This is a genomic window from Limimaricola cinnabarinus, assembly GCF_002723615.1.
Classification (GTDB): domain Bacteria; phylum Pseudomonadota; class Alphaproteobacteria; order Rhodobacterales; family Rhodobacteraceae; genus Limimaricola; species Limimaricola cinnabarinus_B.
The window spans coordinates 12837-37910 of sequence record NZ_KZ304970.1 but is presented as its reverse complement, the minus strand read 5'-3'; the positions used below and the strand labels follow the sequence as shown (position 1 = coordinate 37910).

Below are 25074 nucleotides of genomic sequence, written 5' to 3'. Positions count from 1 at the left end.
TAGTCCTTTTGTTCAGGTCGGAGGGCGCCATGCCCTCCCCAAAAGCCGCGCCGCCGCGGGGCTAGCCGACCCGTTCGAGCAGGCTGACATAGCTCGTCACCGCCGCGCCGCCCATGTTGAACACCCCGGCGAGCCGGGCGTCGGGCACCTGCATGCCGCCCGCCTCGCCCATCAGCTGCATCGCCGCCATCACATGCATCGACACGCCCGTCGCCCCGATCGGGTGGCCCTTGGATTTCAGCCCGCCGGAGGGGTTCACCGGCAGCCGCCCGCCCTTGAGCGTCACGCCCTCCTCGATCACCCGGTGCCCCTGACCGGGGGCGGCAAGGCCCATCGCCTCGTATTCCAGAAGCTCGGCGATGGTGAAGCAGTCATGCGTCTCCACCAGCGACAGGTCGTCGAGCGTCACGCCGCCCTGTTCCAGAGCCTTGGCCCAAGCGCGCTTCGGCCCCTCGAAGGCCAGCACGTCGCGGCGGCTCATGGCGAGGATGTCGTTCACATGCGCCCGCGCCCGCACCGCGATGGCGCGGCGCATCGACTTCGCGGTCTCCTCATCGGCCAGCACCAGCGCCGCCGCCCCGTCGGAGACGAGCGAGCAATCGGTGCGCCGCAAGGGGGCCGCGACATAAGGGTTGCGGTCGGTCACCGCGTTGCAGGCCTCGAAGCCGAGATCCTTGCGCAGATGCGCATAGGGGTTCTCGACGCCGTTGGCGTGGTTCTTGGCGGCGATCCGGGCCAGCGCCTCGGAGCGGTCACCGTACTTCTGGAAATAGCCCTGCGCGATCCGCCCGAAGATGCCCGCGAAGCCGCCCGGCGTGTCGCCCTCCTCGGCGCGCCAGGAGCAGCCCAAGAGGATGTCGCCCACCTCCGCCCCCGGCGTCGCGGTCATCTTTTCGGCCCCGACGACAAGCGCGATGCGCCCCCGCCCCGCGGCGATGAAATCCATCGCACCGTTGAGCGCGGCCGAGCCGGTGGCGCAGGCGTTCTCGTAGCGCGTGGCGGGCGCGTGGCGCAGCCCGTCATGGCCCATCGCCACCAGCGAAGCCTGGAAATCCTGGTCGGAAAAGCCGTTGTTGAACACACCGACAAAGACCCCGTCGACCTCCTCGGCGCCTATGCCCGCATGCTCCAGCGCAGGCCCCGTCACCTCCGCCATCAGCGCCGCGGTATCCGCCGCCGCGCTCTTTCCGAAGACGCTATGCGCCCAGCCCACGATCTGCGCCTCGGCCATGTCATCCCTCCTGCTCGACCCGCCGCGGCTGCGGCTGCCCGCATGCTCGATCACGGCGCAGCGTTTGGCAAGGCTTGCGCGCCGGGGCCGACCAGGCAGGGGGCGGAGCAGCGGTCAGACGAATTCGAGCGCGGAATCGACGATGGCGAGCTTGGTGTTGCGAATGGTCGCGACAGGCACGTCGTCCTGATACAGCTCGACCGACCGGCCGTCGCGCACCAAGCGCACCTCGTCCTCGTCGAAACCGATGAGCTGCACGCCGTCGTTCCGGCGAAGGTCGAAAACCGTATCGTCCTCGCCTTCGACGGCGTAGCGCGTGTCGAAGACGGAGACATCCACCCCCTCCCCGCCATGCAACCTGTCGCGCCCCGTCTCGCCCTCGAGGCGGCCCGTGCCAGACCGAAGAACAACCATCGGGATGGTTTCTCCGGCCGCATCATTGCGGGTCCCGCGACGTCATTTCTTCCGGTGGAGTGGGACAGTTGGCGCCAAACCGACCCGGCGCGATGCCGCTGCGGACGTGTCATGCGCCGTGCCGCGCCGGCGGCCCGCGCGCGCAGCGCGGCGCCCGTGGCGGGGTTCGCAGCAGGAACCACGCGTCATGCGGCGCCCTCCCCCCTATCTGCGACGCATCCCATGCTCCAGTATCGGGCATAAGCCGCACAGGAGTGACCGATGACCGACGCCCCCGCCCCCTCCAAGCTCGCCATGGTGCCCTTCGTCTCCGTCGCGCAGATGATGGAAATGGTGAACACCATCGGGCCCAGACAGATGATGGCCGAGCTGGCCGAGTACATCGAGACCGATTTCCGCCGCTGGGAGCTGTTCGACAAGACGCCGCGCGTGGCGAGCCATTCGCCCGAGGGGGTGATCGAGCTGATGCCGACCTCGGATGGCGAGACCTACGGCTTCAAATACGTCAACGGCCACCCCTCGAACCTGCGCCGCGGGTTCCAGACCGTCACCGCCTTCGGCGTTCTGGCCCGCGTCGACAATGGCTACCCGATTCTCCTGTCGGAAATGACGGTGCTGACCGCGCTGCGCACCGCCGCCACCTCCGCCGTCGCGGCGCGCCATCTCGCGCCCGAGGGAGCGAAGACCCTCGCCCTGATCGGCGCCGGCGCGCAATGCGAATTCCAGGCGCTGGCCTTCCAGGAAATGATCGGCATCGAAAAGGTGCGGATCTACGACATCGACCCGGCGGCGACGCAGAAGGCGGTGGCCAACCTCGCCGATAGCGGACTAGATGTGACCGCCTGCGACAGCGGCGAAGAGGCGGTCGCGGGGGCCGAGATCATCACCACCTGCACCGCCGACAAGCAGTATGCCACGATCCTGACCGACAACATGGTCGGGCGCGGTGTCCACATCAACGCCATCGGCGGCGACTGCCCCGGCAAGACCGAGCTGCATCGCGACATCCTGCTGCGCTCGGACATCTTCGTCGAATACCCCGAGCAGACCCGCATCGAGGGCGAAATCCAGCAGCTCGACCCCGATCATCCCGTGACCGAGCTGTGGGAGGTCATCACCGGCAGGAAAGAGGGCCGGCGCGGCGCCGACCAGATCACCCTGTTCGACAGCGTCGGCTTCGCGACCGAGGATTTCTCGGCGCTGCGCTACGTGCGCGATCAGCTCGACCGCACCGGGCATTATTCGATGCTCGACCTCCTCGCCGACCCGGACGACACGCGCGACCTGTTCGGCATGGTGCGCCGCGCCAAGGGCTAGAACAGATCGAGGAGCGTCACGCCGGTCGGCTCGAAATCGGAAATGTTGCCGGTCACCACCGTCGCCCCGCGCGCCAGCGCGGTGGCGGCGATCATCAGGTCGGCGCCGCCATGGCCGATCCCGGCCGAAAGCCGCCCCCAGATCCGCGCCTCCTCGGCTCCGAAGGGCAGGATGCGGTCGGCGAAGAGCCGCGTGGTCCGGTCGAGCCAGCCGCGCAGATCGGCGGCGAAGCCCGGGTCGCGGCCCTCCTGCCGGGCGATGCCGCGCTCGATCTCGCCCAGCGTGACGGTGCTGAGGAACAGCGCCTCCTCGGGCTGGGCGCGCAGCCATGCCGCCACGGAGGGCGCACGGCCCGCGCGCCGCACCGCCGAGATCACGCTGGTGTCGAGGATATAGATCAAAACGCGACGTCGCGGGGCCGCGCCTGCAGCCGGTCCTCGCCCGCCTCCATGCCGGGAAAATCCAGCAGGTGATCGGCGAAGCTGCCCCGCTCGGCGCCCGCCGCCGCTACCAGCCGCGCGTATTCCGCAGCGGAAAGGACCACGACCGCGGGCTTGCCGCGCCGGGTCACCTCCTGCGGCGCGCCGGCGAGCGCGGCGTCGACCACCGCGCTGAACCGGTTCTTGGCATCCTGAAGACTCCACATGGCCGCCACTCCTGTCTAGATACCTGTCTAGATAGGAGCGACGGGGGCCGCGATCAAGCCCCCTGCCCCCCCCCGGTACCAGCGCACCAGAGCACGGCGGTCCTCATCCGAGATTTCGGTGATGTTGGCGGGCGGCATGGCGTGGCTCACCCCGGCCTGCAGGTAGATTGCGCGCGCGTTCTGGGCCACGTCCTGCGGCGTCTCCAGCACCACGCCCTTGGGCGCCCAGCGGATGCCGTCCCAAACGGGCTCGCGCGCGTGGCACATCGAGCAGCGGCCGATCACGATCTGCTCGGCCTCGTGAAAGCCCTGGGCCTCGGCGAAGCGCGTCTCATAGGCGGTCATGGGCCGCGCCTCGGCCTCCTCGTAGGAGCCCCACATCGGCGCGGTCGAGAGCCAGGCGAGGATCAGGAACAGGATGACCGTGACGCCCCAGGTCCAGTGCGGGCCCGTGCCGGTGGCGTGCATGGTGTTGAAGTAGTGCCGGATCGTCACGCCCATCAGGAACACCAGCGACGCGATGATCCACGAATACTCGGTCCCGAAGGCGAGCGGGTAGTGGTTCGACAGCATCAGGAACACGACCGGCAGCGTCAGGTAGTTGTTGTGGGTCGAGCGCAGCTTGGCGATCTTGCCGTATTTCGGATCGGGCTTGCGGCCCGCCTTGAGGTCGGCCACCACGATGCGCTGGTTGGGCATGATGATCAGGAACACGTTGGCCGTCATGATCGTCGCGGTGAAGGCACCGAGATGCAAAAGCGCGGCGCGCCCGGTGAAGATCTGGTTGTAGCCCCAGCTCATCGCCACCAGCAGCGCGAAGAGAAGCACCATCAGAAGCGTCGGCCGCTCGCCCAGACCCGATTTGCACAGCCGGTCATAGACCAGCCAGCCGATGGTCAGCGAGCCCGCCGAGATCAGGATGCCCTGCCAGACCGCGAGATCGGCCTTGGAGGGATCGATGAGATAAAGCTCCGCCCCGACCCAGTAGACGATCATCAACAGCGCCGCGCCCGAAAGCCATGTCGCGTAGCTCTCCCATTTGAACCATGTCAGATGCTCGGGCATGGCGTCGGGCGCCACGAGAAACTTGCGGATATGGTAGAAGCCGCCGCCATGCACCTGCCATTCCTCGCCATGCGCGCCGGGCGGCAGGTCGGGCGCCTTCCTGAGCCCGAGATCGAGCGCCACGAAATAGAAGCTCGACCCGATCCAGGCGATGGCGGTGATGACATGGAGCCAGCGCACGGCGAAGCCGGCCCAGTCCCACAGGATAGCAAAGTCGTGCATCTCGTCCCCTCGTTCTGCCGAAGGCCAGTCTAGCCAGTGCCGCGCCTCGCCGCCAAGCGGCCAGCGCGCCAAGCAGCTTCAAACGAAACCGGACAATCCTCGACCGGGCACCGATAGAAGGCGGATCAGATGCCGTAATGCGCGCGGTACCAGGCGACGAAGCGCGCCACGCCCTCGTCCAGCGGGGTCTTGGGCAGCGGCCCGATCAACGCCTCCTGCAGCCGCGTGTCGGCCCATGTCGCGGGCACGTCGCCGGGCTGCATCGGCAGCGCGTTGCGCCGCGCGCGGCGGCCCGTCGCCGCCTCGATCGCGGCGATGAAATCGCCGAGCCGCTGCGGCGCGCCGTGGCCGAGGTTGACCACCCGCCAGGGCGCGACCGGGCTCAGGCTGTCCTGGGCGACCGGTTCGCCGCGCGCGCCGGGCGGCGCGGGCGGCGCATCGGCGAGCCGCACCAGACCCTCGACCAGATCCTCGACGAAGGTGAAATCGCGCCGCATGTCGCCGTGATTGTAGACGTCGATCGGCGCGTCATCGAGGATCGCGGCGGTGAACTTGAACAGCGCCATGTCGGGCCGCCCCCATGGCCCGTAGACGGTGAAGAAGCGGAACATGGTCGAGGGGATGCCGTAGAGATGCGCATAGCTGTGCGCCATCGCCTCGCCCGCCTTCTTGGTGGCGGCATAGAACGACATCGGCGCATTGGCACCCATCGCCTCGGCGTAAGGCATCTGCGCCTCGGCGCCATAGACCGATGAGGAGGAGGCGAACATCAGGTGGCGGCAGGGGTGGCGGCGCAGCGCCTCCAGAAGCCTGAAGCTGCCGGTGATGTTGGCGTCGAGATAGGTCTCGGGCGCGTCGATCGAATGGCGCACCCCGGCCTGACCGGCCAGATGCACGACGATCTCGGGGCGCAGCCTTGCGACCAGATCCTCGATCAGCCCCGGCGTCTCGACCCGGCCCTCGGCCTCGGTGAAGCCCGGCCCCGCCAGCCGCGCATGGCGCGCGCGCTTGAGCGCCACGTCGTAGTAATCGGTGAAGGCGTCGAGCCCGGTGACCTGCGCGCCCTCGGCCAGCAGCCGCGCGCAGAAGTGATAGCCCACGAAGCCGGCCGATCCGGTGACGAGGATGCGCGGCGCGCGGGGCACGAAAGGGTCGGACATCTGCGGCGCTCCGGGGGGGGTCGATGGGGCATGTGACGGCGCGTGCGCAGGGCACGGACCCCGCGCCATTACCCCGGCCGGGCCGGGGGATGCAACGCGCGTATCGCTCAACTGTCCTTATGCCCTGCCGTGCCAGTCTCGCGCCGACCCAACCGCATGAGGACGCCATGCCGCAGATCTCGGCCATCCTGTCGCTGCCCTATATCCAGCCGGTCAGGCGCAGAAACACGTCACCCATAACGAGGCGCTCAAGCGGCTCGACGCGCTGGTGCAGCCGGTGGTGGCCGACCGCGACCGCACCGCCCCGCCCGCCGCACCCGGGCCGGGCGCGCGCCACCTCGTGGCGCCGGGCGCAAGCGGCGACTGGGCCGGCCATGCGGGCAAGATCGCGATCTGGGACGGCAACGCCTGGTACTTCGAGACCCCCCTGCCCGGCTGGCAGGTCCATTGCCTGGCCGAAGACGAGGATCTGCGCTTCGGTGCCTCGGGCTGGCACGCTGCCTCCGGGCGGGGGCGCGGGGCCGCGCATCTGGGCCTCAACGCCGAGGCCGACGCCACCGACCGGCTCAGCCTTTCGGCCCCCTCGACGCTGCTCAACCACGAGGGCGAAGGCCACCGGCTCAAGATCAACCGCGCGGGCGGCGGCGACACCGCCTCCTTGCTGTTCCAGACCGGGTTTTCCGGCGGGGCGGAGATGGGGCTCGCGGGCGAGGCGGATTTCTCGTTCAAGACCAGCGCCGACGGCGCGGGCTGGACTACGGCGCTGCGGCTTTCCGCCGAGGATGGCAGGGCCTCGGGCGCGGCGGTGCAGTCCGATCCGCTCGACGCGACACCGGGGCGGCTCCTGGCGGTGGGGGGCTTCGGCCTTGGTGCCATGGCGGCCCCGGTGGCTGCCGATGCCGATGCCGCGCTCACCGGCGGCAGCTTCGCCCGCCCCCGGCACGCCCGCGGGGGCCACGGGGGCGGGTCTGCTCACCGTCGCGGCGCAGGGCGCGGGCGAGGCCGTGCAGCGGCTCCATGAGACCGCGACGGGCCGGGTCTGGCGCCGCGCCCGCTCGGGCGGGATCTGGCAGGGCTGGCGGAGCGAGATCGGCCAGGCCGATCTCGTCGGGCCGGTCTCCTTTGCGGGCGGATTGCCGGATGGGGCGGTGTTCGAAAGCGCCGGGGCCACCGGGGGCCGCTACCTGCGCCTCGCCGACGGCACCCAGATCGCGCAAGCCGATGCGGCGCTGTTCGCCCGGATCTCGGCCGACCGGCTCGAACATGTCTGGAGCTTTCCCGTCCCCTTCGCCGAAAGCCCGCAGATCATCGCCACCCTGCCCGGCGCGGAGGGGGATTTCACCAGTCTGTCGCCGGGCGATCTCGCGCCGCTGATGCAGGAGGCGGGCACCGCCTCCGCCGCGCTGAAGCTGCCGCGCGCCGCGGGTGCGGCGGTGTTCGCGGCGGGCGCGCAGGTCGCCAATGTCAGGCTCGTCGCGCTCGGCCGCTGGAGCGCCTAGAAGCTCACGCCGACCCGGCTGGCGAGCCCGAGGCTGCTGCCCAGCAGGCCGAAGATCGTCTGCGCCGAGGTCACCGGGCTTTCGGTGGCATAGACCAGGTCGCCGGGGAGGATCTCGAACTCCCCGGCGCTGAACAGCCCGTCGGCCGAGGTCAGGTCGATGGTGAAGACGACGCGCTCGTGATCGGGCCCCTTCGCGCCGGGCGCCACCGCCTGCGGCGGATAGCGACGCAGCACGAGGATGCCGCCCGGATCGGCGCGGCTTTCGGCCACGCCGCCGATGATCGCCATCGCCTCCAGCGCGTCGAGCCGGTCCTGGTCGAAGTAATGCACGCTCTCGCTGCCCGCCGCGCCGAGCGAGAGGAACTTGCGGTCATCGGCCTCGATATGCACCTTGTCGCCGCCTTCGAGCGTGGTGTCGAGCCGCGGGTTCTCCAGCAGCCGCTCGACCGACGTGCCATAAAGCCGCCCGTCGCGGTTCAGCCGGATCTGCGGGTTGCGCAGCGAACTTGCGACACCGCCGCCCTCGGCGATCAGCCCCAGCACGGTGAAATCGCTGTCGGGCAGCGGGTAGCTGCCGGGCTGGGCCACGCCGGAGACGAGGCTCACGGTGTTCTGCCGCCCCTCGCTGAAGTCGAGCTGCACCTGCGCCGATGGCGTGACCTCGACATATTCCGCCTCGATCCGGTCGCGCGCCGTCTCGGGGCTCATGCCCGAGACCTTGATGGTGCCGACATAGGGCAGAAACACCGTGCCGCCCGCGCCGACCCGCTGCTGCGGCAGCGCCACGAAGCGCTGGCCCGGCGTGGTCAGCAGGCCGTTCTCCTCGGTGCTCCAGATCGTGATGTCGATGCTGTCGCCCGGCGCGATGATCCGCGTCTCGGGCTGGTCGACCCGGTCGATCCAGGAATGCCGGGTGCCGCCATGGCTGGGCCATGCGGCATAGACCGGCAGCAGCGCGCGGGTCACCGGTGCGACGGTGAAATCGCGCAGCGCCGGATCGTCGGCAACCTGCGTCTGCAGGATCTCGCTGCGCAGCGCCGCGCCCCGTGGCAGGTTGGAACACCCCGCGGCAAGGAAGATGAGCCCGACGAGAACGGGAATGCGCAGAGGTGCCATGAGGGATCCGGTGCCTGCCTTGTTTTGCGCCAACCTATCGCAGCGGCAGGCATATGGAAACACCGTCGCGCGCGGTCAGATCAGGTTCCAGCCCGATTGCGCGGCATAGAGCATCGTCCATGGCAGGATCACGAGATTTTCCAGCGGCCCGTTCACCTTGACGAGCCGCACCCCGGCCTTGCCGTCGCGCAGCGGCCAGAAAAGCGGCACGCCCGCGCCCCGGATCTTGAAGCGCGGCCCCTGCCCGAAGCTGATCGCGTCGGCGGCCAGGTGGGTGGCGATCCCGGCCCCGAGCGCAACGGCCACCGGCGGCGAGACCATCCAGACCGGCGCCATGGCCAACGCCGCGAAGAGCAGCGAATGCGTGCCGCCGCGATGGCCGAACACCGCGAAGACCAGCTTCGAGACCGGCCAGAACCGGCGGCCGAGCTTGCTGTAGGGCGTGTCGAGATCCGGCAGGATCGAGCCCAAGAGCGCCGCCGCCATGATCGGCAGGCCGAGCGCCGGGGTCGTCCCCGCCAGATGCACCCCCGCCACGGCCCCGAACGCCAGATGTGTCCGCCCCATCATCGCCGCCGATTCGCCTTTCGTTCCCGTTTCGCGCCCCCGATGGACGAGATGGGCCGCGAAGGCCAGAGACGGCCCGCCTCAGCGCGCGGCTTCGGGCAGGAACTCGTAATAGAAGACGTCGCTGTCGATGAAGCGGTAGAGCGCGTCGGCCCCGGCGGGGCGATGCACCGGAAAGTTGCGCCCGCGCTCGCGCGCCTCGCCGAGCAGCGCCTCGACCGCGGCCTTGCTGCCCGCGCCCCAGACGCCGTCGACCGGCCCGGTCAGCAGTCCCGCATCGCGCAGCCGCCCCTGAACGTTGCGCCGCCGGTAATCGGGCAGCCGCGCGAAACCCTCGGCGATGCCCTCGGCGCGCTCTTCGGCATGGCTGCCCTCATCCTCGTCCGTTTCGGCCGAGGGGGCCTGCTGCGCGGTCGCCGCCTCGCGCCCGAGGGCGGCGCGCAGATCCGACAGGACCTGCGTCTCGTCGCTGCCCGCGGCGGGCGGCGTCGCCGCGGCGCGGCTCTCGGCGCGAAAGATGCCGATGCTGGTGAGCAGCTGGCGCTCGATGCAGGCGGTGTCGCTGCCGCACTGCTCGCGGCGTTCGAGCTGGATGTCGGCGATGCGCCGCGCCTCGGTCTCGCCGACCGTCCGGGCCAGCTCCTCATAGACGCCGGCCATGCGCAGTTCGAGATCCGCAAGCCCCGGATTGGCGCAGATCGCCCGCTCGGTCGCGCTGCGCGCATCGCTGCAATCGAAGGAGGGCTGCGCCTGCGCCAGCCCGGAGGACAGGAGCATGGCCGGGGCCATCGCCGCGAGAAACAGGGGAAACCGTCTGGCTGTGGTCATGGTCGTGCTCCTTGCTGCATCCTTTGCTGCCACAAGCCCCGCCGCCCGCGCGCTGTTCCCGTCGGCCCTGATTGCTGCGCAGCGGCGCGGGTGGCATAGTCCTGCCAGCCCCATGACGAACAGGACGACAATGCCCCCCATATTCGGAACAAGCGGTCTGCGCGGTCTGGTGACCGAGCTGACCGACGATCTGGTCCATGCCCATATCCGGGCCTTTCTCGCCGCCTGCCCGCATGGCGGCACGGTGCATGTCGGGCGCGATCTGCGCGACAGCTCGCCGCGCATTGCCGCGACCGTGATCGACGCCATCCGCGGCGCGGGTCTGGCTGCGGTCGATTGCGGCGCGGTGCCGACCCCGGCGCTGGCGCTTTCGGCCATGGCGCGCGGCCATGCGGCGGTGATGGTCACCGGAAGCCACATCCCCGCCGACCGAAACGGGCTCAAATTCTACCTGTCCGGCGGGGAGATCGCCAAGAGCGACGAGACGGCGATCCTCGACGCCCTCCGCACAGGCGGCGCGCCCGACGCGGCCCAGGGCTCGCTCGAGCAGGACCCGGATTGCGCCGCGCGATATGTCGCGCGCTATGTCGACGGCTTCGGCGCCGAGGCGCTGTCGGGGCTCAGGATCGGGGTCTACGAGCACAGCAGCGTCGCGCGCGACACGCTGGGCGAGATCGTCGAGGGGCTCGGGGCCGAGGCGGTGCGCCTCGCGCGCTCCGACAGCTTCATCCCCGTCGACACCGAGGCCGTCGACCCCGACACGCGCGCCGCGCTGGCGGGCTGGGCCGATGAGCACGCGCTCGATGCGATCATCTCGACCGATGGAGATGCCGACCGACCCATGGTGGCGGATGCGCAGGGCGCGATGATCCCCGGCGACGTTCTGGGCCCGCTCACCGCCCGGCTCCTGGGCGCACGGATCGTGGTGACGCCGGTCTCCTCCAACACGCTGATCGACCGTGTGGACGGGATCGAGGTCCGGCGCACGCGGATCGGCTCGCCCTTCGTCATCGCGGGCATGGAGGCGGCATTGGCCGAGAACGCCTCGGCCGCCGTGGTTGGATACGAGGCCAATGGCGGGTTCCTGCTGGGCTTTGCCGCGCGCGGGCCGAACGGCGCGCTCGCCCCCCTGATGACCCGTGACGCGGTGTTGCCCATCGTGGCGCCGCTGGCGGCGGCGCGGGCCGAAGGCCGGGGGCTGGCGCAGTTGGCCGCGCGGCTGCCGCCGCGCTTCACCGCCGCCGACCGGCTGCAGGAGGTGCCGTCAGAGCGCTCCATGGCGCTGATCGAAACGCTGCGCCGGAACCCGGACGCCCGCGCCGCTTTCTTCGACACCGGCAGCGCCGAGGCCGGGATCGACGAGACCGACGGGCTGCGGGTGACCTTCGCCAATGGCGAGATCGTGCATCTGCGCCCCTCGGGCAACGCGCCCGAATGCAGGCTCTATACCGAGGCCGACAGCCCGGATCGGGCGCAGGCGCTGCTGGCGCATCACCTCGACCGGCTGGCCGCACGGCTGCGCGAGGCGGGCTGAGACCGCAGGCGGGGCCTTGCCCGGCCCCGCCTCCCCCGGCATTAGGCGGATCGCCCCCCCGCCCCCACATGCGGGTCATGACAGCAGGAGAGTCCCATGTCCGAAAAATCCATCTATGACGGCCTGACCATGCTCGGCGGCACTACCGTGCAGCCGCAATCGCCCGAGGAGGCGGTGCTCGAGCGTGTGCCCAACCCGCAATCCGACGTCGATTACGCCGTGCGCTTCACCGCGCCCGAATTCACCTCGCTCTGCCCGCTGACCGGCCAGCCCGATTTCGCGCATCTCGTGCTCGACTACGTGCCGGGCGACTGGCTGGTGGAAAGCAAATCGCTCAAGTTGTTCCTGACATCCTTCCGCAACCATGGCGCGTTTCACGAAGACTGCACCGTCTCGATCGCGCGGCGTCTGGTCGACACGCTTTCGCCCCGCTGGCTGCGCTTGGGCGGCTACTGGTATCCGCGCGGCGGCATTCCGATCGACGTGTTCTACCAGACCGGCGAGCCGCCCAAGGGCGTCTGGATTCCGGATGCGGGCGTGCCGGGCTATCGTGGCCGCGGTTGACAGCGATAGGTACGCTTGCGCACAGTGGTGACCCGGCGTAAGGCGCGCTCTGGAAATCGCCATGCTGTCGCGCGACGCTCGTTTTGCGGCTGCGGCATGACCGGTCCGGGGAACGGCGTGGCGACGCATGACAATTGAACGGCCGGGCCCCCGCCCGGGTCCGGCCGAGCGGCTCTGTGAAAGGGAGTACCAGATGGCAGACGATCGCGAAGAGCGGATCCGCAAGCGCGCCTACGAATTGTGGGAGCGCGACGGATCGCCCGAGGGCCAGAACGACGCGCATTGGCACGAGGCCGCGCGCGAGATCGACGCGCAGATGCAGGATGAGAGCCGCAGCGCCGGCGATGCCGGCCCCGAGCCCGAGGTCCACAAGAGCGACGAGGACAATTCCGGCCCCGGCACCCCCGAGCCGCCGAGCCGCGCCAAGACGCCGCGCAAGAAGGCGGCGAGCAAACCCGATGAGAGCGGCGAGGCCAAGCCTGTGCGCAAGACGGCGTCGAAGGCGGCGGCCAAGACGACCAAGGCCCCGGCCCGCGCCACCAAGCCGCGCAAACCGCGCGCCAAGAAGGGCGAGGCGCCGGACGGCACCGGCTGAGAGCCGCCAAGCCGCCCTAAGCATCAGGGCCGGTTCCCCGCGGGGAACCGGCCCTTTTTCATTCGCCGTCGAGCGCCTCGAAAAAAGCCTCGAAGGCGCGTTGCAGCCGCGCCCGGTCGAGCGCCGAGAAATCCCGCGCCAGCCGGAGCTCGACCCGCCCGTCGGAGGCGGCGATCCGCGCCTCGCCCTCGGGCTGCGGCAGCCGCAGCATCGTCTTGGAGACCGATTTGGGCCGCGGCTTCACGATCTTGGGCGCACGGTGGATGAAATCCTTGAGCACCGCGATCTCGGTCTCGGCATCGCGCTCGGGGGCGCGGTCGAGCATGGCGATCAGGTCGTCGCCGAGGAGCGGGTCGGCGTCGATGATCTTGAACAATTCCAGCCCCAGCGCCCGCGGCATCGCCTCGGGATAGCGGATCTTGCCCTTGGCGCGCTCAAGCACCCGGGTGAAGCTGCGGATATAGCTGCGCTTTTGCTTGAGCGCCGAAGCATAGAGCTCGGAGACGGCGTCATGCGGCTTGGTCCCGGTCTCCCTGGCATAGTTCAGCGCAAGCTGCGCCATCTCGCCGAACGAGATGTCCTTTCGCACCAGGTTCTCGTCAACCATCTTGCGATAGAGCTCGCGCACCGGTTCCCCGCGGGGAACCATCGCGGCGGGGATGCGGGCATAGCGCGAATCGCCGGTCTGCTCATAAAGCTCGCGAAAGGCGGAAAGGCGGCGGAAGCCCTGGATCAGCTCATAGCCGCCCAGCCCGTCCTGCTCGACCCGGATCGGGTTCGACAGGCCGATCTCCTGGATCGAAAGCTTCAGCTCTTCCAATTCGGGGTCGCGCGCCTTGGCGCGGTCGCGGACAAGCTTGGAGCATTTCACCGCGTCCGTGGCGACGAGATCGGTGATCAGGCCGAGCTTCTTCAGCCGCACATGCTCATGCGCCAGCTCGTCGTTTTCGGCCCGGATCGCGGCTTCGGCCTCGGCCCGGCCGCGCGCGGCATCCGCCGTCTCGGTGATCGCCGAGGCCATCGGGCCGCGCCGCGCCGGTGGCTGCGGCGCGGATGGCGGTGCCGGATCGGGCGCCGGGTTCCCCGCGGGGAACCGCTCGGATGCCTCCGGTTCGGGCTGGTCGGGGGTGAAGTCTATGTCGAAGACGCTGCGCTTCTTGGCCATCTCAGTCCTCCAGCTGGTCCCACGCCGCCACGAGGGTGGCGCGGAACTCGTCATAGGCGCGATCGAAGGAAGCGCGGGCGCGCCGCCATGTCTCGCGGGTCATGTTGCGATAGTCGATCTCGTAGACCGAGCTCAGGAACCGCCCCGACTGTTCGACCGCGCGGGTCATCTCGATCGGGTGCTCGGCCACTTGTGGACCGAAGACCTTGTGAAAGGCCTGCTGCATCGCGCGGTGCAGGTCGTTGTTCGGCTCGAACCGGGTGAGCAGGAAGCGGATGTCGGCGAAGTGCTTGTCGGGCTCGGTGCCCGGCGGCACCGCGCCGCGAAACCGGCCCAGATCCTCCAGCGCCTCGGCCAGCTGGCCGATGAAGGAGGTGGTGCTGTCATACTCCCAATAGCCGGGGCCGGAGGGGATATAGAGCACGTCGGCGGCGAAGACCGCGTTCATCGACTGGTAGCCGATGGCGGGCGGGCAGTCGAAGATGACGATGTCATAGGTGTCCTCGGGCAGCTGATCGAGGTAGCGATCGACCGCGGCGAAGAAGGACCATTCGGGGTTGAGGTGCCGGTACTGCGCGGAGGCGAATTCGACGAAGGCGGCATTGGCGCAGGAGGGCACGAGGTCGATCGTCGGCCAGGAGGTCGGCTTGATGAAATCGGTGACGCGCAGATCATCGAGCCCCATGCCGGTGACCGAAGCGGGCAGCTTGCGCTCGGGCAGGGCGGTGCCGCTTTCCGCGCCGCGCCCGGCGGCGTTCATTCGCGCGGTCTCGCGGATGAGGTCGCGCGCCATGATGCCCCAGACGGTGTATTCCTCGGCCACGTCCGACAGCCCCATCGAATGCGACAGCGTCGCCTGCGGATCGAAGTCGACGCAAAGCACGCGGTAGCCGTCGAGCGCCGCGGCATGGGCGAAGTGCAGCGCCACGGTCGACTTGCCGGCGCCACCCTTGAAGTTGGCGACGGCGGCGCGGATCGCCCGCTTGCCCTGCGGCCGGGGCGGCAGCAGCGGCTTGTTCTTGTGGCGCAGCCGGCGGCGCAGCTCGTTGATCTCGTCGAGGCTGTACCAGCGCTGCCGGCCATCCTCCTCGACATGGCCCTGCGGCAGCGACGGATCGGCGGCGAGCCGGCCGCGGAAGGTCGAGGGGTTGAGCCCGAGGATCAGCTCGGCCACCTCCCAGCTCGAAAAGCGGCGCAGCTTCTTCTCGTTCTCCGGCGAGAAGGTCTGCTGCCGGATGAAGCCCTGCATCTTGAGCGACTGCGCCTGCAGCCGGGCCAGGTCGGTGTGCGTGAACATGCGGTTTCTGCCCTCCGGTTCCCCGCGGGGAACCGTGTCGGCCCGACCGCAGGAACGCTAATTCTTGCAATAAGGCGATTTACGACGGTTTTGCAGATGAGCGAAAGTGAAATATCGTCAAACTCGGGATTTTCGAGAAAGCGGCGCATTGCCAACGCCACAAGGGGCGGAGCGATTCGCCACCCGCCCCGGACCGCCGCTGCCGCCGCCCGTCATCCCCGCCATCCTGACGTCCCGAATGGGGGGACAGGTTTCCTCCGCGGGGTGCGGAATAGGGGACAAAACTGGCGGAATAGGGGACACCCTGGATGTCCCCCAATACCAATATATACCGATTTCCAGATGGAAATAGGGCGGGCTGCCCGGCCCGGAACCGGACTCCGCTTGACAGAATCGTGCTTCAGGACGCAAATCGGGGTCAGTCGAGGAAAGGCGTTGGAATCACGCTGCCCCTCGTCGGGGGACCGGGGCGCTTGGGGCCTCGGACCGCGCAGGGATGCTATGAGGGCGCCAGGACGGGACGAGATGCTGAACACCAGACCCCTGGGCCGGGGAGCCGCCGCCCGCAAATACGACCTGCTCACCGCGATGGGGACGCATGCGCTGGGGCAGGGGCGCAGCGAGCAGGTGCTGGTGCTGCGGCTCATCACGCTGGTGACGGCGCGCTACAGCTGGGCCCGCGACGCGCTTTGCGTCGGCCAGCGCGAGATCGCGCGGCTCTGGTCGGTCGATGAGCGCACGGTCAAGCGCGAGATGGCCAAGCTGCGGGGCCGGGGCTGGCTGGAGCTGACCCGCGCGGGCGCGCGGGGGCGGGTGGCCGAATACCGGCTCGGGGTCGAACGCATCCTCGAGGACACGCGGCCGGGCTGGTCGCGCGTGGGCCCCGATTTCGAACATCGGCTCTCGGACGCACCCGATGACGGCAAGGTCGTTCCCCTGCCGCTGCGAGCAGCACAGGTGCCGCCGCCCGATCTTTCGGATGGCAGCGAATGGGCGCTGGCGCAGGCGATCCTGCATGCCGAGGCGCCCGGCCCCTATGCCTCGTGGCTGCGCGCGCTGCGCCGCGAGGGGCGGTCGGGCGGGCGGCTCATGCTCTGCGCGCCGTCGCGGTTTCACGCGGCCTATGTGCAGACGCATCTTTGCGCGCAGCTGCTGGCGGCCTGCCAGTCGGTCGATGCGGGGATCGACGAGGTGGTGGTGAGCGCCGGGGCCTAGGCTCAGACGATCAGCGCGATCACCGTCAGCACCACCGCGGCCCCCACCGTCACCGCGATGAGAATGGTGCGGTTGCTGGTCTGGCGCGGGGTGCGGGATGCCGCGGCGCTGACCGGGCGCGAGGGCTCGGCCCCCTTGGCAGCGTTGCCGCGTGTGCCGGTCGCGGTCTCCTCGGCCTGGGCGCGGGCGACCTCTTCCTCAGTGGCGAGGTTGCCCGAGGCTTCGGCATCGGTGCCCAGGGGCGAGGCGGCGGTGTCGGGAAAGCCCTTCTTGTCGCCGGCCTTGCCCTCGTCGATGTCGTGGCGCAAACGGTCGGTGGTGTGCGGTGTCTCGGCCATGTCGCGGCTCCTTGATCAGTGTCGCCATTCAACCGGAGCAGGGGGGAGAGGTTCCTGCAGCCGCAGACGCATCCCCGAGACCGGGGCGGCGGGCACGCGATCATGCGGGATGCCGAGATCCTGCGGCGGCGCTTCGGGGCGCGATGCGCGCAACAGCGCCGTCGCCTCGGCCACGAGCTTTGCGGTCAGCGCCTCGCCCGGGCAGCGATGCCCGCCCTCCATCGACCCCGCGCCCTGCGGCACGAAGGCGAAGGGATCGCGCGCCCGCTCGTGACGCATCGGGTCGAAGCGCAGCGGATCGGGCCAGGCGTCGGGGTCGGTATCGGTGCCGAAGAGATCGAGCAGCACCCAGTCGCCCGGCCCGAAGCCATGGCCGTCGAAGTCGAAGCCCGTCCGCACCCGCCCGCCGATCACCGGGAAGAAGGGGTAGAGGCGGCGCACCTCGTCGCCCCACCAGTCCAGCGCCTCGGGCGTGTCGGGCAGCGCGGCGAGCGCCTCCGGCCGAGTCACAATCGCATGGGCCGAAAACACGATGAACCGCCCAACCGCCACGATCGGGCGCAGCAGGTTCAAGAGCTCCACCGCCGCCACCGCGCGCGGCAGCGCGAGGCCCGAAGGGTCGCGGTGCTGCGCGACATGGGCAAGCGGGCTGTCGGCGGGGGCGGCGCCGGCCCGCGCCGCGCGGATCACCTCGCGCGCCCAGGCCTCGGAGCGCCGCCGCAGCATCCGCGCGCGCCAGTGCCGCGGCCCGACCAGCGCCGCGCCGCCGATCATCGCCTCGAACTCCTCGCAGCGCAGCCGGGGCGCCGCGTCGGCGGTCTCGATCCCGCACCAGCGCAGCGCGGTGCGGGTCAGGATCGGACCGATCTCCTCGGCCAGCACGATCTCGCGCCCGCCCATCCTTGCGGCCTGCCATTCCTCGCGCAGGATACGGGCCGCGCGCTCCAGCCGCTCGGGCGTCATCAGCCGCAGGAACAGCCCGCGCCGGTGTCTGTGCGCCGCGTCGTCGAGAAGCTGCACCGAGCCCTTGTCCTGCAACAGCGCCAGCACGCTGCCGGGCATCGCGCCGCGCCGGGTCATCCGGCCGGGCGCATAGAAGGCCTGCGCCGCGCGCGGCCCGCGCAGGCAGGCGACGGGGCGCAGCATCAGCCGGGTGCGAAAGCCGTCCGTCCCCAGCCTGTCGCAGCGCCGCGCGATGAAGTCATAGCCTTCGCGCAGCAGCGAAAGCGTGCTGTCGGGGGCCTTGAGAAGCGGGAGGGATGAGCCGGTCATGACCGCGAAACGGGTGCGGCGCGATCGGGTTCCCCGCCCATGCCGCCCATCCCGCCCGATGGCCGGAACCCGCCGCCCCGGGGCATCGTTTTGTCGCGGTGAGATGAAAGCAGGGCAGGGGAGCGAGCCTTCATGACCGATCGCAAGGAAACCGGGCAGCGCGAGGAGCTGCCGCATTACGACCACCCCTCCGGCGGCTGGGGCTCGCTCAAGAGCGTGGCCAAGCATATGGGCCAGGAGCGGCCCGATGCCGGCGTTCTGGAGACGCTGATGCGGCAGAACAAGCCGGGCGGCCACATGTGCACCTCCTGCGCCTGGACCAAGCCCCCCAACCCGCATGTCGCGGAGTTCTGCGAGAACGGCGCCAAGGCGACGATCTGGGACCTGACCCGCGACCGCTGCACGCCCGACTTCTTCGCCCGCCACACGGTGAGCGAGCTGCGCACATGGGCCGATCACGATCTGGAAATCCAGGGCCGGCTGACCCATCCGATGCGCTACGATCCGGCGACCGACAAATATGTCGAGACGACATGGGACGAGGCCTTCTCGGCGATCGGCACGAAGCTCAAGGCGCTCGATCCGAAATCGACGGTGTTCTACACCTCGGGCCGCGCCGCGCTCGAAACCTCCTACATGTTCCAGCTCTTTGCCCGGCTCTACGGGCACAACAACCTGCCCGACAGCTCTAACATGTGCCACGAGACCACGAGCGTCGGGCTCAAGAAGGTGACGGGCTCTCCGGTCGGCACCTGCGTGCTGTCGGATTTCGATCATTGCGACATGATCATCTTCATGGGGCAGAACACCGGCACCAATAGCCCGCGTTTCCTGCACCCGCTGCGCGCCGCCAAGAAGCGCGGCTGCAAGATCGTCACCTTCAACCCGGTGCGCGAGGCCGGTCTCGTCACCTTTCGCGATCCGCAGAACCCGGTCGAAATGCTGGGCGGCAAGGAGACGGTGATCTCGGACCGCTACCTGCAGCTCAAGCCCGGCTCGGATGTCGCCGCGCTGGCAGGCCTGTGCAAGCGCGTGTTCGAGATCGACGACGAGCAGGGCGGCGGCGTGATCGACCGGCAGTTCGTCGCGCAGCACACCTCCGGCTGGCCCGAATTCGAGGCGGCGATCCGCGCGATGGAATGGTCCGAGATCGAGCGCGTCTCGGGGCTGCGCCATGCCGATCTCGCCGAGGTGGGCGAGATGTATGCCAATTCCGAGAAGGTGATCGGCATCTACGGCATGGGGCTGACGCAGCACGTTCATGGCAGTCTCAACATCGCGATGTATGTGAACCTTTTGCTGATGCGCGGCAATATCGGCCGCGAGGGCGCGGGCATCTCGCCGGTGCGCGGCCATTCCAACGTGCAGGGCCAGCGCACGGTCGGCATTTCCGAAAAGCCCGAGCTGGTGCCGCTCGACAAGCTCGAAGAGATGTTCGGTTTCACCGCCCCGCGCGAGGAGGGCACCACCACGGTCGAGGCGGTGCGGGGCATTCTCGACGGCTCGATCAAGGGCTTCGTCTCTCTGGGCGGCAACTTCGCCCGCGCCATCCCCGACCAGGGCCGCACCGACGAGGCCTGGAAGGATCTGGAGATCAACGTCCAGATCGCGACCAAGCTCAACCGCTCCCACACGCTGGTGGGCCGCGAGGCGTGGCTGCTGCCCTGTCTCGTGCGCTCGGAGCTCGACTTGCAGGCCACCGGGCCGCAGGCGGTCTCGATGGAGGACAGCCTGTCGATGATCCATGGCAGCCAGGGAAGGCGCGAGCCGGCCTCGAAGATGCTGCGCTCGGAGCCCTTCATCGTGGCGGGGCTGGCCAAGGCGACGCTGGAGCCGAACCCGAAGGTGAAATGGGACGACTGGATCGGCGATTACGCCCTCGTGCGCGACCTGATCGAGGAAAGCTATCCCGACAAGTTCGAGCGCTTCAACGCGCGGCTGTTCGAGCCGGGCGGCTTTCACAAGGGCAACGCGGCGCGCGAGCGGACGTGGAAGACCGAGACTGGCAAGGCGATCTTCACCGCGCCCGAGACGCTTTCGGCGCTGGGGCAGGCGACGAAAGAGGGCAGCTATACCCTCGTCACCGTGCGCTCGAACGACCAGTTCAACACCACGATCTATGGTTTCAACGACCGGCTGCGCGGGCTCGAGACCGACCGGCAGGTGGTGATGATGAACCCCGAAACGATCGCGAAGACCGGTCTCGCGGAGGGGCAGCGGGTGACGCTCTCTTGCGCGATCGAGGATGGCGAGACGCGCGAGGTGGGCGGGCTCAGGATCGTGGCCTATGATCTGCCCGACGACACGGTGCTGGCCTATTACCCCGAGACCAACCCGCTGGTGCCGCTCGACTACCACGACGAGCTGTCGAAGACCCCGGCCTACAAGGGGGTACCGGTGCGGATTCGCGCCTGAGGCGCGGATCAGCCTTTGGTCACGAACTCCACCGTCCCGGCGCCGATCCGCGCGGCGCTGAGACGGCCGGTGAACCAGGCGCCGGTGTCGATCGCGATCCGTCCTGGGCGGCACAGCGGTTCGGGTTGCACGACATGGCCATGCACCACCCAGAGCCCGTCGCGGCGAGGCCTGTGGCCGAAGCGCGGATGCCCCCAGATCAGGTGGGCATCCTGCTGCGCGTCCCAGGGACACTCGGGATCGAGCCCGGCATGCACGGCCAACACATTTCCGCTGCGCCAGATCAAGGGCAACTCGTGCAGCCAAGGCAGCAACGGCCCGAGCCGGGCGCGTAGCTCGGCCGCCCAGCGATCCGTCGATCTCGGGGTCGGGCAACCCGATGCCGAAGCTTTCCAGCGTCTCGAACCCGCCGTTGCGAAACCAGTGCCCCCCGCAGCGCTCGGGCGCGTCGAGAAAATCGAGCAGCATCTGCTCGTGGTTTCCGCGCAGGCAGATCACCCCGGCGGTCCGCAGGCCGTGCAAAAGCTTCAGCACGCCGGCACTGTCGGGGCCGCGGTCGATCATGTCGCCCAGCACGACGACCGGAGCATGGGCGCATGCCCGGAGCACCCTGCCGAGCAGCGCCTCCAGCAGGTCGGCTCGGCCATGCACATCCCCGATTGCCATGAAGGGATCGGCCGGGGCCGGGGCCGGGGGCGCCCCGCGAAAGCGGCGCCCCGCGAGGGCAAGGAGCTGTTTCATACCTTCGGCTTAGCGCCCGGCGAAGGCAGATGCCAGCCACGATGCCGCGACTATGGCTCCGCGGGGGTCAACCGTCGCGCGAGACCAGCTTGTTGAAGCGGCTCGCAGAGCCGTCCTTGGCGCTGTCCTGGTGCAGGAAGGCAAGCTTGCTGCTTTCGAAGGTCTCGAACCAGTCGTCCCATGAAATCCGCTCGAGCCCCTCGGCCTGCGGTTCGAAATCGATCCTGAGAAGGCCGCCGCCATCGCCGCTGGCGGTGTCGCGCACCCGCGCCGGGTGACCGCCGCGCGCCTCGCACCATTGGCGGATCTCGTCGTGATCGGTCGTCGTCCTGCTGTCGCTCATCGCGTGCTCCTATCGGAAACCTCTGTGCCCCAACGCGGCCCCGCGGCGCGGGTTTCGTGTCTGCGATGTCGCCAAACCGTGCCGGAGCGGCGCGCGCGTGCTGGCATTGCCGGGCAGGGCGGGCGAGAAACGGCGGCAAGACAGCACGGGACACGCCATGACCACCCATATCCTCACCCTCACCTGCCGCAACCGCCCCGGCATCGTCGCCGCCGTCGCCACCGCGCTGGCCGAGACCGGCGGCGACATCACCGAGGCGCGGCAGTTCGACGACACGCAGACCGGCACCTTCTTCATGCGCGTGGCCTTCCGCCTGCCGCAGGAGCTTGGCGGCGACGGCGCCTTCCGCGCCAAGATGGACGGCATCGGCACCGCCTTCGGCATGAGCTGGACGCTCAGCCCGCAGGACTACCGCCAGAAGGTGCTGATCCTGGTGTCGAAGTTCGACCATTGCCTCGCGGACCTGCTCTACCGCCAGCGGATCGGCGAGATGCCGATGGATCTCGTCGCGGTGGCGGGCAACCATCCGGCCAGCGCGCTTTCGGTGACGCTGCCCGAGGACGTGCCCTATCACCACTTGCCGATCACCCGCGAGACCAAGCCGAAGCAGGAGGCCGAGATCCGGGCGCTGGTCGAGGAGACGGGGGCCGAGCTGGTCGTGCTGGCGCGCTACATGCAGATCCTGTCCGACGAGATGTCGGCCTGGCTTTCGGGGCGCTGCATCAACATCCACCATTCCTTCCTGCCGGGCTTCAAGGGGGCCAAGCCCTATCACCAGGCCCATGCGCGCGGCGTGAAGATGATCGGCGCCACGGCGCATTACGTCACCGAGGATCTCGACGAGGGGCCGATCATCTCCCAGGACGTCGAACACGTCACCCATGCCGACACGCCCGAGGACCTCGTCGCCAAGGGGCGCGACATCGAGCGGCGCGTTCTGGCCCGGGCGGTGGCGCTGCATCTCGATCGCCGCGTGCTTGTCAATGACAGCCGCACGGTGGTGTTCGGCAAGTGAGGCTTCAGCAGTCCGGCACGTCGGTCTTGCCCGGCGCGCCAAGCTGCTCCTCGAGCCCGTCGTAATCGGTCTCGTCCGACAGGCCGAGCGCGACCCAGCGCAGCCCCGGCACATGGGCGCAGGCGACCATCACCACCATGGTGATCGGCACCGCGAGGATCGCGCCCGCGACCCCCCAGATCCAGCCCCAGAACAGCAGCGCACAGAGGATCACCAGCGCCGAGATCGACAGGTGCCGCCCCTGCACGCGCGGATCGACGTAATTGCCCATCACCTGCTCGATGAAGACGATCCCGGCGCCGATCAGCGTCGCGGTCCAGGGGTCCTTGGTGAAGTAGGCATAGAGCACCGGCAGCAGCCCCGAGATCAGCGAGCCGATATTGGGCACGAAGTTGAGCACGAAGGTCAGCAGCGCCCAGACCAGCAGGAGGTCGAGCCCGAAGAGCCAGAGCCAGCCGGTGTAGAGCAGGGCGGTGACGATGCCGAGCACGAAGCGCACCGCGAGGTAGCGCCGGGTCTTGGAGGCGACCAGCGCCACCGCGCCCGTCACCTCCTCGCGCTTTTCGGGGCGCAGCATCGCGCCGAGCTTGGAATGCCAGCGCGGTGCCTCGGACAGCATCAGCAGCGTCAGGAAGAAGATCAACACCAGCGCCAGGGCGATGCCCGAGATGGTCGAGACGACGGTGGTGGCGAGCCCCGAGGCGCGCTCCATCAGCGTGCCGCCGAGCCCGCCGCCGCCCGCGAGGCCGCGGATCTGCTCGACCAGCCCCTCGCCCGCGCCGCCTTCGCCCTGCGCGGGGTCGGGCGCGTCGTCGGGGTTGAGCCCCGCGCCCGGCGTGCTCTGGATCGCGCTTTCGACGGCAGCGCCGGTCGCGCCCGCCGCGGCCTCGTCGGCGGCGCTTTCGGCGGCAGTGCCGGTTTCGGTCTGCGCCGGCGTCGCCTCGGCGTCATCATCGCCCGACAGCTGCTCGACCGCCTCGCTGGCCTGCTCGGCCGGAAAGCGGACGAGGAATTGCTGCGCCGAGATCCACAGCACGCCGACGAAGCCCGCCAGCGCCAGCGCAAGCAGCAGCATCGCAGCGAGATGGCCGACCCAGGCCCGCCCGCCCGCGAGGCGCGCGGCCCAGGCGTCGACCGGGCTCAGCAGGAGCGCGAGGAAGACGGCGAAGGTGATCGGCAGGAAGACCGGCTGCATGACATGCAACGCCCAGCCCACCAGCACCAGCGCCACCATACCAAGGAGGCCTAGGGCGGGATGGGCGATGCGTTGCGGGGCCGCGATCGGGGCTTCGGGATCAGGCGCCTTGTCCGACATTCAGCGAAAGCCCCCCGTCGATGGTGAAGGTCTGGCCGGTGACGTAATCGGCCTCGGGCGAGGCGAGGTAGACCGCGAGATGCGCCACCTCCTCGGGCTGCCCGGCGCGGCGCCAGGGGATGTTGCGCACCTGCCGCTCGCGCGCTTCGGGGTCGTCCTGCGCCTCCTGGTTCATCGCCGTCATGATCATCCCCGGCGCGATGTTGTTGACCGCGATCCGGTCGGGGGCCAGCTCGAGGCACAGGGTGCGGGTGAGATTGCGCAGGCCCCCCTTGGCCGCATCATAGGCGGCCGAGCCGGTGCGGGCGACCTCCTCGTGCACCGAGGAGATGTTGACGATTCGCCCGCCGCCGCCCGCGGCGCGGCGCGCGCGGATGAAGGCGCGGCAGCACAGGAAGGGGCCGAAGAGATCGACCTTCAGCATTTTCTCCCAGGTTTCCTCCGTCATCTGTGCCACCTCGTCGCCCGGCGCGTCGAGACCGGCTGAGTTGAGCAGGATGTCGGGCGGGCCGAAAGCGTCCTGCGTGGCGGAGAAGAGCCGTTCCACGTCCTCCGGGCGGGTGTGGTCGCATTGCACGGTCACCGCGGCGCGGCCTGTGTCGCGCACCGCTTGCGCGGTGGCGTCGGCGGCCTCGGCATCGTTCAGATAGGCCAACATTAGATCCGCCCCCTCGTGTGCGATGGCGATGGCGGTGGCGCGGCCTATGCCCGATTCCGCACCGGTGACGATCGCGATCCTGTCATGCAGCCTGCCGTCCACGTGTCTCTCCCCGTCCGAAGGCCCCTCAGGGGCCGATCAGGGAGGCAACCCGCGTCCGGGGACGTGGTTCCTGAGCTGTCGGAGATGGCGCGCCGGGCGGATCTCGTTAGCGGTCGTGCCACTCCGGGATCTGCTCGCTGTATGGTCCCGAGGTCAAGTGACACGGCTCTCGATGGAATAGGTCGGGATTGGCCTGCCATTCTCGCCAGATGAATTGCGTCAGCGTTAGCCCCTTGGTAAGCACCCGGTGAGTGCCGCGGTCAGGCTGCCTTGACCAGGGAGGTTGCAGCATTCCATTCCCAAGGCAGCAACTCGTGCAGGCGCGAGACCGGCATATCGGAGATGCGGGCAATGACGTCGGCCAGCCAGGCTTGCGGATCGATGTCGTTCAGCTTTGCGGTGCCTATCAGGGAATACATGAAGGCGGCGCGCTGGCCG

27 protein-coding genes and 1 pseudogene are annotated in these 25074 nt (G+C 69.4%); 9 read left to right on the top strand and 19 right to left on the bottom strand.

All coding sequences use genetic code 11. The annotated features are described in order from the left end of the window. Nucleotides 1-61: 61 nt before the first annotated feature. Together CJ301_RS15105 and CJ301_RS15100 are read right to left on the bottom strand one after the other, a co-directional pair. Nucleotides 62-1231 (bottom strand): acetyl-CoA acetyltransferase, encoded by a 1170-nt coding sequence (locus CJ301_RS15105; protein ID WP_099278205.1) that lies wholly within the window; start codon nucleotides 1229-1231, stop codon nucleotides 62-64. Between the two features lie 114 nt (nucleotides 1232-1345). Beyond that, nucleotides 1346-1645 carry a hypothetical protein gene (locus CJ301_RS15100; RefSeq protein ID WP_099278204.1) on the bottom strand — a complete coding sequence of 100 codons (300 nt, stop codon included), beginning with the start codon at nucleotides 1643-1645 and terminating at the stop codon, nucleotides 1346-1348. A 261-nt stretch (nucleotides 1646-1906) separates the two neighbouring features. Between CJ301_RS15100 and CJ301_RS15095 the strand changes: the two genes are divergently transcribed. Continuing rightward, complete coding sequence (locus CJ301_RS15095) at nucleotides 1907-2962, top strand: ornithine cyclodeaminase (RefSeq protein WP_099278203.1); 1056 nt, start codon at nucleotides 1907-1909, stop codon at nucleotides 2960-2962. Here the strand turns inward: CJ301_RS15095 and CJ301_RS15090 are convergent. The 4 genes from CJ301_RS15090 to CJ301_RS15075 form a co-directional block, all read right to left on the bottom strand. Beyond that, nucleotides 2959-3363: a type II toxin-antitoxin system VapC family toxin gene (locus CJ301_RS15090; protein ID WP_099278202.1), complete on the bottom strand. Its 405-nt coding sequence runs from the start codon at nucleotides 3361-3363 to the stop codon at nucleotides 2959-2961. The genes CJ301_RS15095 and CJ301_RS15090 overlap by 4 nt on opposite strands. Beyond that, nucleotides 3360-3608: a type II toxin-antitoxin system Phd/YefM family antitoxin gene (locus CJ301_RS15085; protein ID WP_099278201.1), complete on the bottom strand. Its 249-nt coding sequence runs from the start codon at nucleotides 3606-3608 to the stop codon at nucleotides 3360-3362. The genes CJ301_RS15090 and CJ301_RS15085 overlap by 4 nt, the downstream gene beginning before the upstream one ends. Nucleotides 3609-3635: 27 nt before the next feature. Continuing rightward, nucleotides 3636-4895 (bottom strand): urate hydroxylase PuuD, encoded by a 1260-nt coding sequence (locus CJ301_RS15080; RefSeq protein WP_099278200.1) that lies wholly within the window; start codon nucleotides 4893-4895, stop codon nucleotides 3636-3638. Nucleotides 4896-5020: 125 nt separating this feature from the next. After that, entirely contained in the window at nucleotides 5021-6055 is a 1035-nt protein-coding gene (locus CJ301_RS15075; protein ID WP_099278199.1) for an NAD-dependent epimerase/dehydratase family protein, read from the bottom strand. A 268-nt stretch (nucleotides 6056-6323) separates the two neighbouring features. Between CJ301_RS15075 and CJ301_RS15070 the strand changes: the two genes are divergently transcribed. Both CJ301_RS15070 and CJ301_RS15065 read left to right on the top strand, forming a co-directional pair. Next, nucleotides 6324-7076 (top strand): DUF2793 domain-containing protein, encoded by a 753-nt coding sequence (locus CJ301_RS15070; protein WP_162620558.1) that lies wholly within the window; start codon nucleotides 6324-6326, stop codon nucleotides 7074-7076. Further along, the gene (locus CJ301_RS15065) at nucleotides 7060-7554 is read left to right on the top strand and encodes a pyocin knob domain-containing protein (protein ID WP_099278197.1); all 495 of its coding nucleotides are present in this window, start codon (nucleotides 7060-7062) and stop codon (nucleotides 7552-7554) included. Before CJ301_RS15070 ends, CJ301_RS15065 begins: the two co-directional genes overlap by 17 nt. Here CJ301_RS15065 and CJ301_RS15060 read toward each other — a convergent pair. From CJ301_RS15060 to CJ301_RS15050, 3 genes are all read right to left on the bottom strand, one after another. Next, nucleotides 7551-8672 (bottom strand): polysaccharide biosynthesis/export family protein, encoded by a 1122-nt coding sequence (locus tag CJ301_RS15060; RefSeq protein WP_099278196.1) that lies wholly within the window; start codon nucleotides 8670-8672, stop codon nucleotides 7551-7553. The two genes, CJ301_RS15065 and CJ301_RS15060, sit on opposite strands and share 4 nt — an antisense overlap. A 75-nt stretch (nucleotides 8673-8747) precedes the next feature. Next, entirely contained in the window at nucleotides 8748-9239 is a 492-nt protein-coding gene (locus tag CJ301_RS15055) for a metal-dependent hydrolase (protein ID WP_162620557.1), read from the bottom strand. Nucleotides 9240-9320: 81 nt separating this feature from the next. Next, the gene (locus tag CJ301_RS15050) at nucleotides 9321-10067 is read right to left on the bottom strand and encodes a hypothetical protein (protein WP_099278194.1); all 747 of its coding nucleotides are present in this window, start codon (nucleotides 10065-10067) and stop codon (nucleotides 9321-9323) included. A gap of 130 nt (nucleotides 10068-10197) precedes the next feature. On the opposite strand from CJ301_RS15050, the gene CJ301_RS15045 reads away from it, so the two are divergent. From CJ301_RS15045 to CJ301_RS15035, 3 genes are all read left to right on the top strand, one after another. Continuing rightward, a complete protein-coding gene (locus CJ301_RS15045; RefSeq protein ID WP_099278193.1) occupies nucleotides 10198-11601 on the top strand; it encodes a phosphomannomutase in 1404 nt (467 codons plus the stop codon). A gap of 96 nt (nucleotides 11602-11697) precedes the next feature. Continuing rightward, the gene (gene queF / locus CJ301_RS15040) at nucleotides 11698-12165 is read left to right on the top strand and encodes a preQ(1) synthase (RefSeq protein WP_099278192.1); all 468 of its coding nucleotides are present in this window, start codon (nucleotides 11698-11700) and stop codon (nucleotides 12163-12165) included. A gap of 193 nt (nucleotides 12166-12358) precedes the next feature. Continuing rightward, nucleotides 12359-12760, top strand: a complete 402-nt coding sequence (locus CJ301_RS15035) for a DUF2934 domain-containing protein (RefSeq protein WP_099278191.1) — start codon at nucleotides 12359-12361, stop codon at nucleotides 12758-12760. Nucleotides 12761-12818: 58 nt separating this feature from the next. Here CJ301_RS15035 and CJ301_RS15030 read toward each other — a convergent pair whose 3' ends face one another. Then, nucleotides 12819-13925 (bottom strand): ParB/RepB/Spo0J family partition protein, encoded by a 1107-nt coding sequence (locus tag CJ301_RS15030; RefSeq protein ID WP_099278190.1) that lies wholly within the window; start codon nucleotides 13923-13925, stop codon nucleotides 12819-12821. A 1-nt stretch (nucleotide 13926) separates the two neighbouring features. Next, nucleotides 13927-15222: an AAA family ATPase gene (locus CJ301_RS15025; protein ID WP_099278189.1), complete on the bottom strand. Its 1296-nt coding sequence runs from the start codon at nucleotides 15220-15222 to the stop codon at nucleotides 13927-13929. A gap of 525 nt (nucleotides 15223-15747) precedes the next feature. Here CJ301_RS15025 and CJ301_RS15020 point away from each other — a divergent pair. Next, the gene (locus CJ301_RS15020; RefSeq protein ID WP_099278188.1) at nucleotides 15748-16437 is read left to right on the top strand and encodes a hypothetical protein; all 690 of its coding nucleotides are present in this window, start codon (nucleotides 15748-15750) and stop codon (nucleotides 16435-16437) included. Nucleotides 16438-16439: 2 nt separating this feature from the next. Here the strand turns inward: CJ301_RS15020 and CJ301_RS15015 are convergent, their stop codons facing one another. Beyond that, nucleotides 16440-16775, bottom strand: coding sequence for a hypothetical protein (locus CJ301_RS15015; RefSeq protein WP_099278187.1), 336 nt, complete (start codon nucleotides 16773-16775; stop codon nucleotides 16440-16442). Between the two features lie 15 nt (nucleotides 16776-16790). Continuing rightward, nucleotides 16791-18047, bottom strand: coding sequence for a cytochrome P450 (locus CJ301_RS15010; RefSeq protein WP_099278186.1), 1257 nt, complete (start codon nucleotides 18045-18047; stop codon nucleotides 16791-16793). Between the two features lie 132 nt (nucleotides 18048-18179). Between CJ301_RS15010 and CJ301_RS15005 the strand changes: the two genes are divergently transcribed. Further along, nucleotides 18180-20462 (top strand): FdhF/YdeP family oxidoreductase, encoded by a 2283-nt coding sequence (locus CJ301_RS15005; protein WP_099278185.1) that lies wholly within the window; start codon nucleotides 18180-18182, stop codon nucleotides 20460-20462. A gap of 8 nt (nucleotides 20463-20470) precedes the next feature. Here the strand turns inward: CJ301_RS15005 and CJ301_RS19150 are convergent, their stop codons facing one another. The 3 genes and pseudogenes from CJ301_RS19150 to CJ301_RS14995 all read right to left on the bottom strand — a co-directional run bounded on the left by CJ301_RS19150 (nucleotide 20471) and on the right by CJ301_RS14995 (nucleotide 21546). Then, nucleotides 20471-20749 carry a hypothetical protein gene (locus tag CJ301_RS19150; RefSeq protein WP_254050175.1) on the bottom strand — a complete coding sequence of 93 codons (279 nt, stop codon included), beginning with the start codon at nucleotides 20747-20749 and terminating at the stop codon, nucleotides 20471-20473. 226 nt (nucleotides 20750-20975) lie between these two features. After that, nucleotides 20976-21128: pseudogene (locus tag CJ301_RS19145) on the bottom strand (metallophosphoesterase); the annotation flags it as partial. A 142-nt stretch (nucleotides 21129-21270) separates the two neighbouring features. Beyond that, entirely contained in the window at nucleotides 21271-21546 is a 276-nt protein-coding gene (locus tag CJ301_RS14995; RefSeq protein ID WP_099278184.1) for a hypothetical protein, read from the bottom strand. A gap of 157 nt (nucleotides 21547-21703) precedes the next feature. On the opposite strand from CJ301_RS14995, the gene purU reads away from it, so the two are divergent. After that, nucleotides 21704-22561, top strand: a complete 858-nt coding sequence (gene purU, locus CJ301_RS14990; RefSeq protein WP_099278183.1) for a formyltetrahydrofolate deformylase — start codon at nucleotides 21704-21706, stop codon at nucleotides 22559-22561. Nucleotides 22562-22565: 4 nt separating this feature from the next. Here purU and CJ301_RS14985 read toward each other — a convergent pair whose 3' ends face one another. From CJ301_RS14985 to CJ301_RS14975, 3 genes are all read right to left on the bottom strand, one after another. Continuing rightward, entirely contained in the window at nucleotides 22566-23876 is a 1311-nt protein-coding gene (locus CJ301_RS14985) for an AI-2E family transporter (protein WP_162620556.1), read from the bottom strand. After that, on the bottom strand, nucleotides 23857-24636 hold the full coding sequence (locus tag CJ301_RS14980) for an SDR family NAD(P)-dependent oxidoreductase (protein WP_099278181.1): 780 nt from the start codon (nucleotides 24634-24636) through the stop codon (nucleotides 23857-23859). The genes CJ301_RS14985 and CJ301_RS14980 overlap by 20 nt, the downstream gene beginning before the upstream one ends. Nucleotides 24637-24896: 260 nt before the next feature. Continuing rightward, on the bottom strand, nucleotides 24897-25074 hold a 178-nt coding region (locus CJ301_RS14975), incomplete at its 5' end, for a transposase domain-containing protein (protein ID WP_162620555.1).

What these genes read in the sequence shown, in the direction of transcription:
- CJ301_RS15035 (WP_099278191.1), top strand. Translation starts at nt 12,359, where the DNA reads ATGGCAGACGATCGCGAAGAGCGGATCCGCAAGCGCGCCTACGAATTG.
- CJ301_RS15075 (WP_099278199.1), bottom strand. Translation starts at nt 6,055, where the DNA reads ATGTCCGACCCTTTCGTGCCCCGCGCGCCGCGCATCCTCGTCACCGGA.
- CJ301_RS15020 (WP_099278188.1), top strand. Translation starts at nt 15,748, where the DNA reads ATGCTGAACACCAGACCCCTGGGCCGGGGAGCCGCCGCCCGCAAATAC.
- CJ301_RS15050 (WP_099278194.1), bottom strand. Translation starts at nt 10,067, where the DNA reads ATGACCACAGCCAGACGGTTTCCCCTGTTTCTCGCGGCGATGGCCCCG.
- CJ301_RS15005 (WP_099278185.1), top strand. Translation starts at nt 18,180, where the DNA reads ATGACCGATCGCAAGGAAACCGGGCAGCGCGAGGAGCTGCCGCATTAC.
- CJ301_RS15060 (WP_099278196.1), bottom strand. Translation starts at nt 8,672, where the DNA reads ATGGCACCTCTGCGCATTCCCGTTCTCGTCGGGCTCATCTTCCTTGCC.
- CJ301_RS14985 (WP_162620556.1), bottom strand. Translation starts at nt 23,876, where the DNA reads ATGTCGGACAAGGCGCCTGATCCCGAAGCCCCGATCGCGGCCCCGCAA.
- CJ301_RS15080 (WP_099278200.1), bottom strand. Translation starts at nt 4,895, where the DNA reads ATGCACGACTTTGCTATCCTGTGGGACTGGGCCGGCTTCGCCGTGCGC.
- CJ301_RS15030 (WP_099278190.1), bottom strand. Translation starts at nt 13,925, where the DNA reads ATGGCCAAGAAGCGCAGCGTCTTCGACATAGACTTCACCCCCGACCAG.
- CJ301_RS15095 (WP_099278203.1), top strand. Translation starts at nt 1,907, where the DNA reads ATGACCGACGCCCCCGCCCCCTCCAAGCTCGCCATGGTGCCCTTCGTC.
- CJ301_RS15055 (WP_162620557.1), bottom strand. Translation starts at nt 9,239, where the DNA reads ATGGGGCGGACACATCTGGCGTTCGGGGCCGTGGCGGGGGTGCATCTG.
- CJ301_RS15105 (WP_099278205.1), bottom strand. Translation starts at nt 1,231, where the DNA reads ATGGCCGAGGCGCAGATCGTGGGCTGGGCGCATAGCGTCTTCGGAAAG.
- CJ301_RS15010 (WP_099278186.1), bottom strand. Translation starts at nt 18,047, where the DNA reads ATGACCGGCTCATCCCTCCCGCTTCTCAAGGCCCCCGACAGCACGCTT.
- CJ301_RS15045 (WP_099278193.1), top strand. Translation starts at nt 10,198, where the DNA reads ATGCCCCCCATATTCGGAACAAGCGGTCTGCGCGGTCTGGTGACCGAG.
- CJ301_RS15015 (WP_099278187.1), bottom strand. Translation starts at nt 16,775, where the DNA reads ATGGCCGAGACACCGCACACCACCGACCGTTTGCGCCACGACATCGAC.
- CJ301_RS14995 (WP_099278184.1), bottom strand. Translation starts at nt 21,546, where the DNA reads ATGAGCGACAGCAGGACGACGACCGATCACGACGAGATCCGCCAATGG.
- CJ301_RS15025 (WP_099278189.1), bottom strand. Translation starts at nt 15,222, where the DNA reads ATGTTCACGCACACCGACCTGGCCCGGCTGCAGGCGCAGTCGCTCAAG.
- CJ301_RS15085 (WP_099278201.1), bottom strand. Translation starts at nt 3,608, where the DNA reads ATGTGGAGTCTTCAGGATGCCAAGAACCGGTTCAGCGCGGTGGTCGAC.
- purU (WP_099278183.1), top strand. Translation starts at nt 21,704, where the DNA reads ATGACCACCCATATCCTCACCCTCACCTGCCGCAACCGCCCCGGCATC.
- CJ301_RS15100 (WP_099278204.1), bottom strand. Translation starts at nt 1,645, where the DNA reads ATGGTTGTTCTTCGGTCTGGCACGGGCCGCCTCGAGGGCGAGACGGGG.
- queF (WP_099278192.1), top strand. Translation starts at nt 11,698, where the DNA reads ATGTCCGAAAAATCCATCTATGACGGCCTGACCATGCTCGGCGGCACT.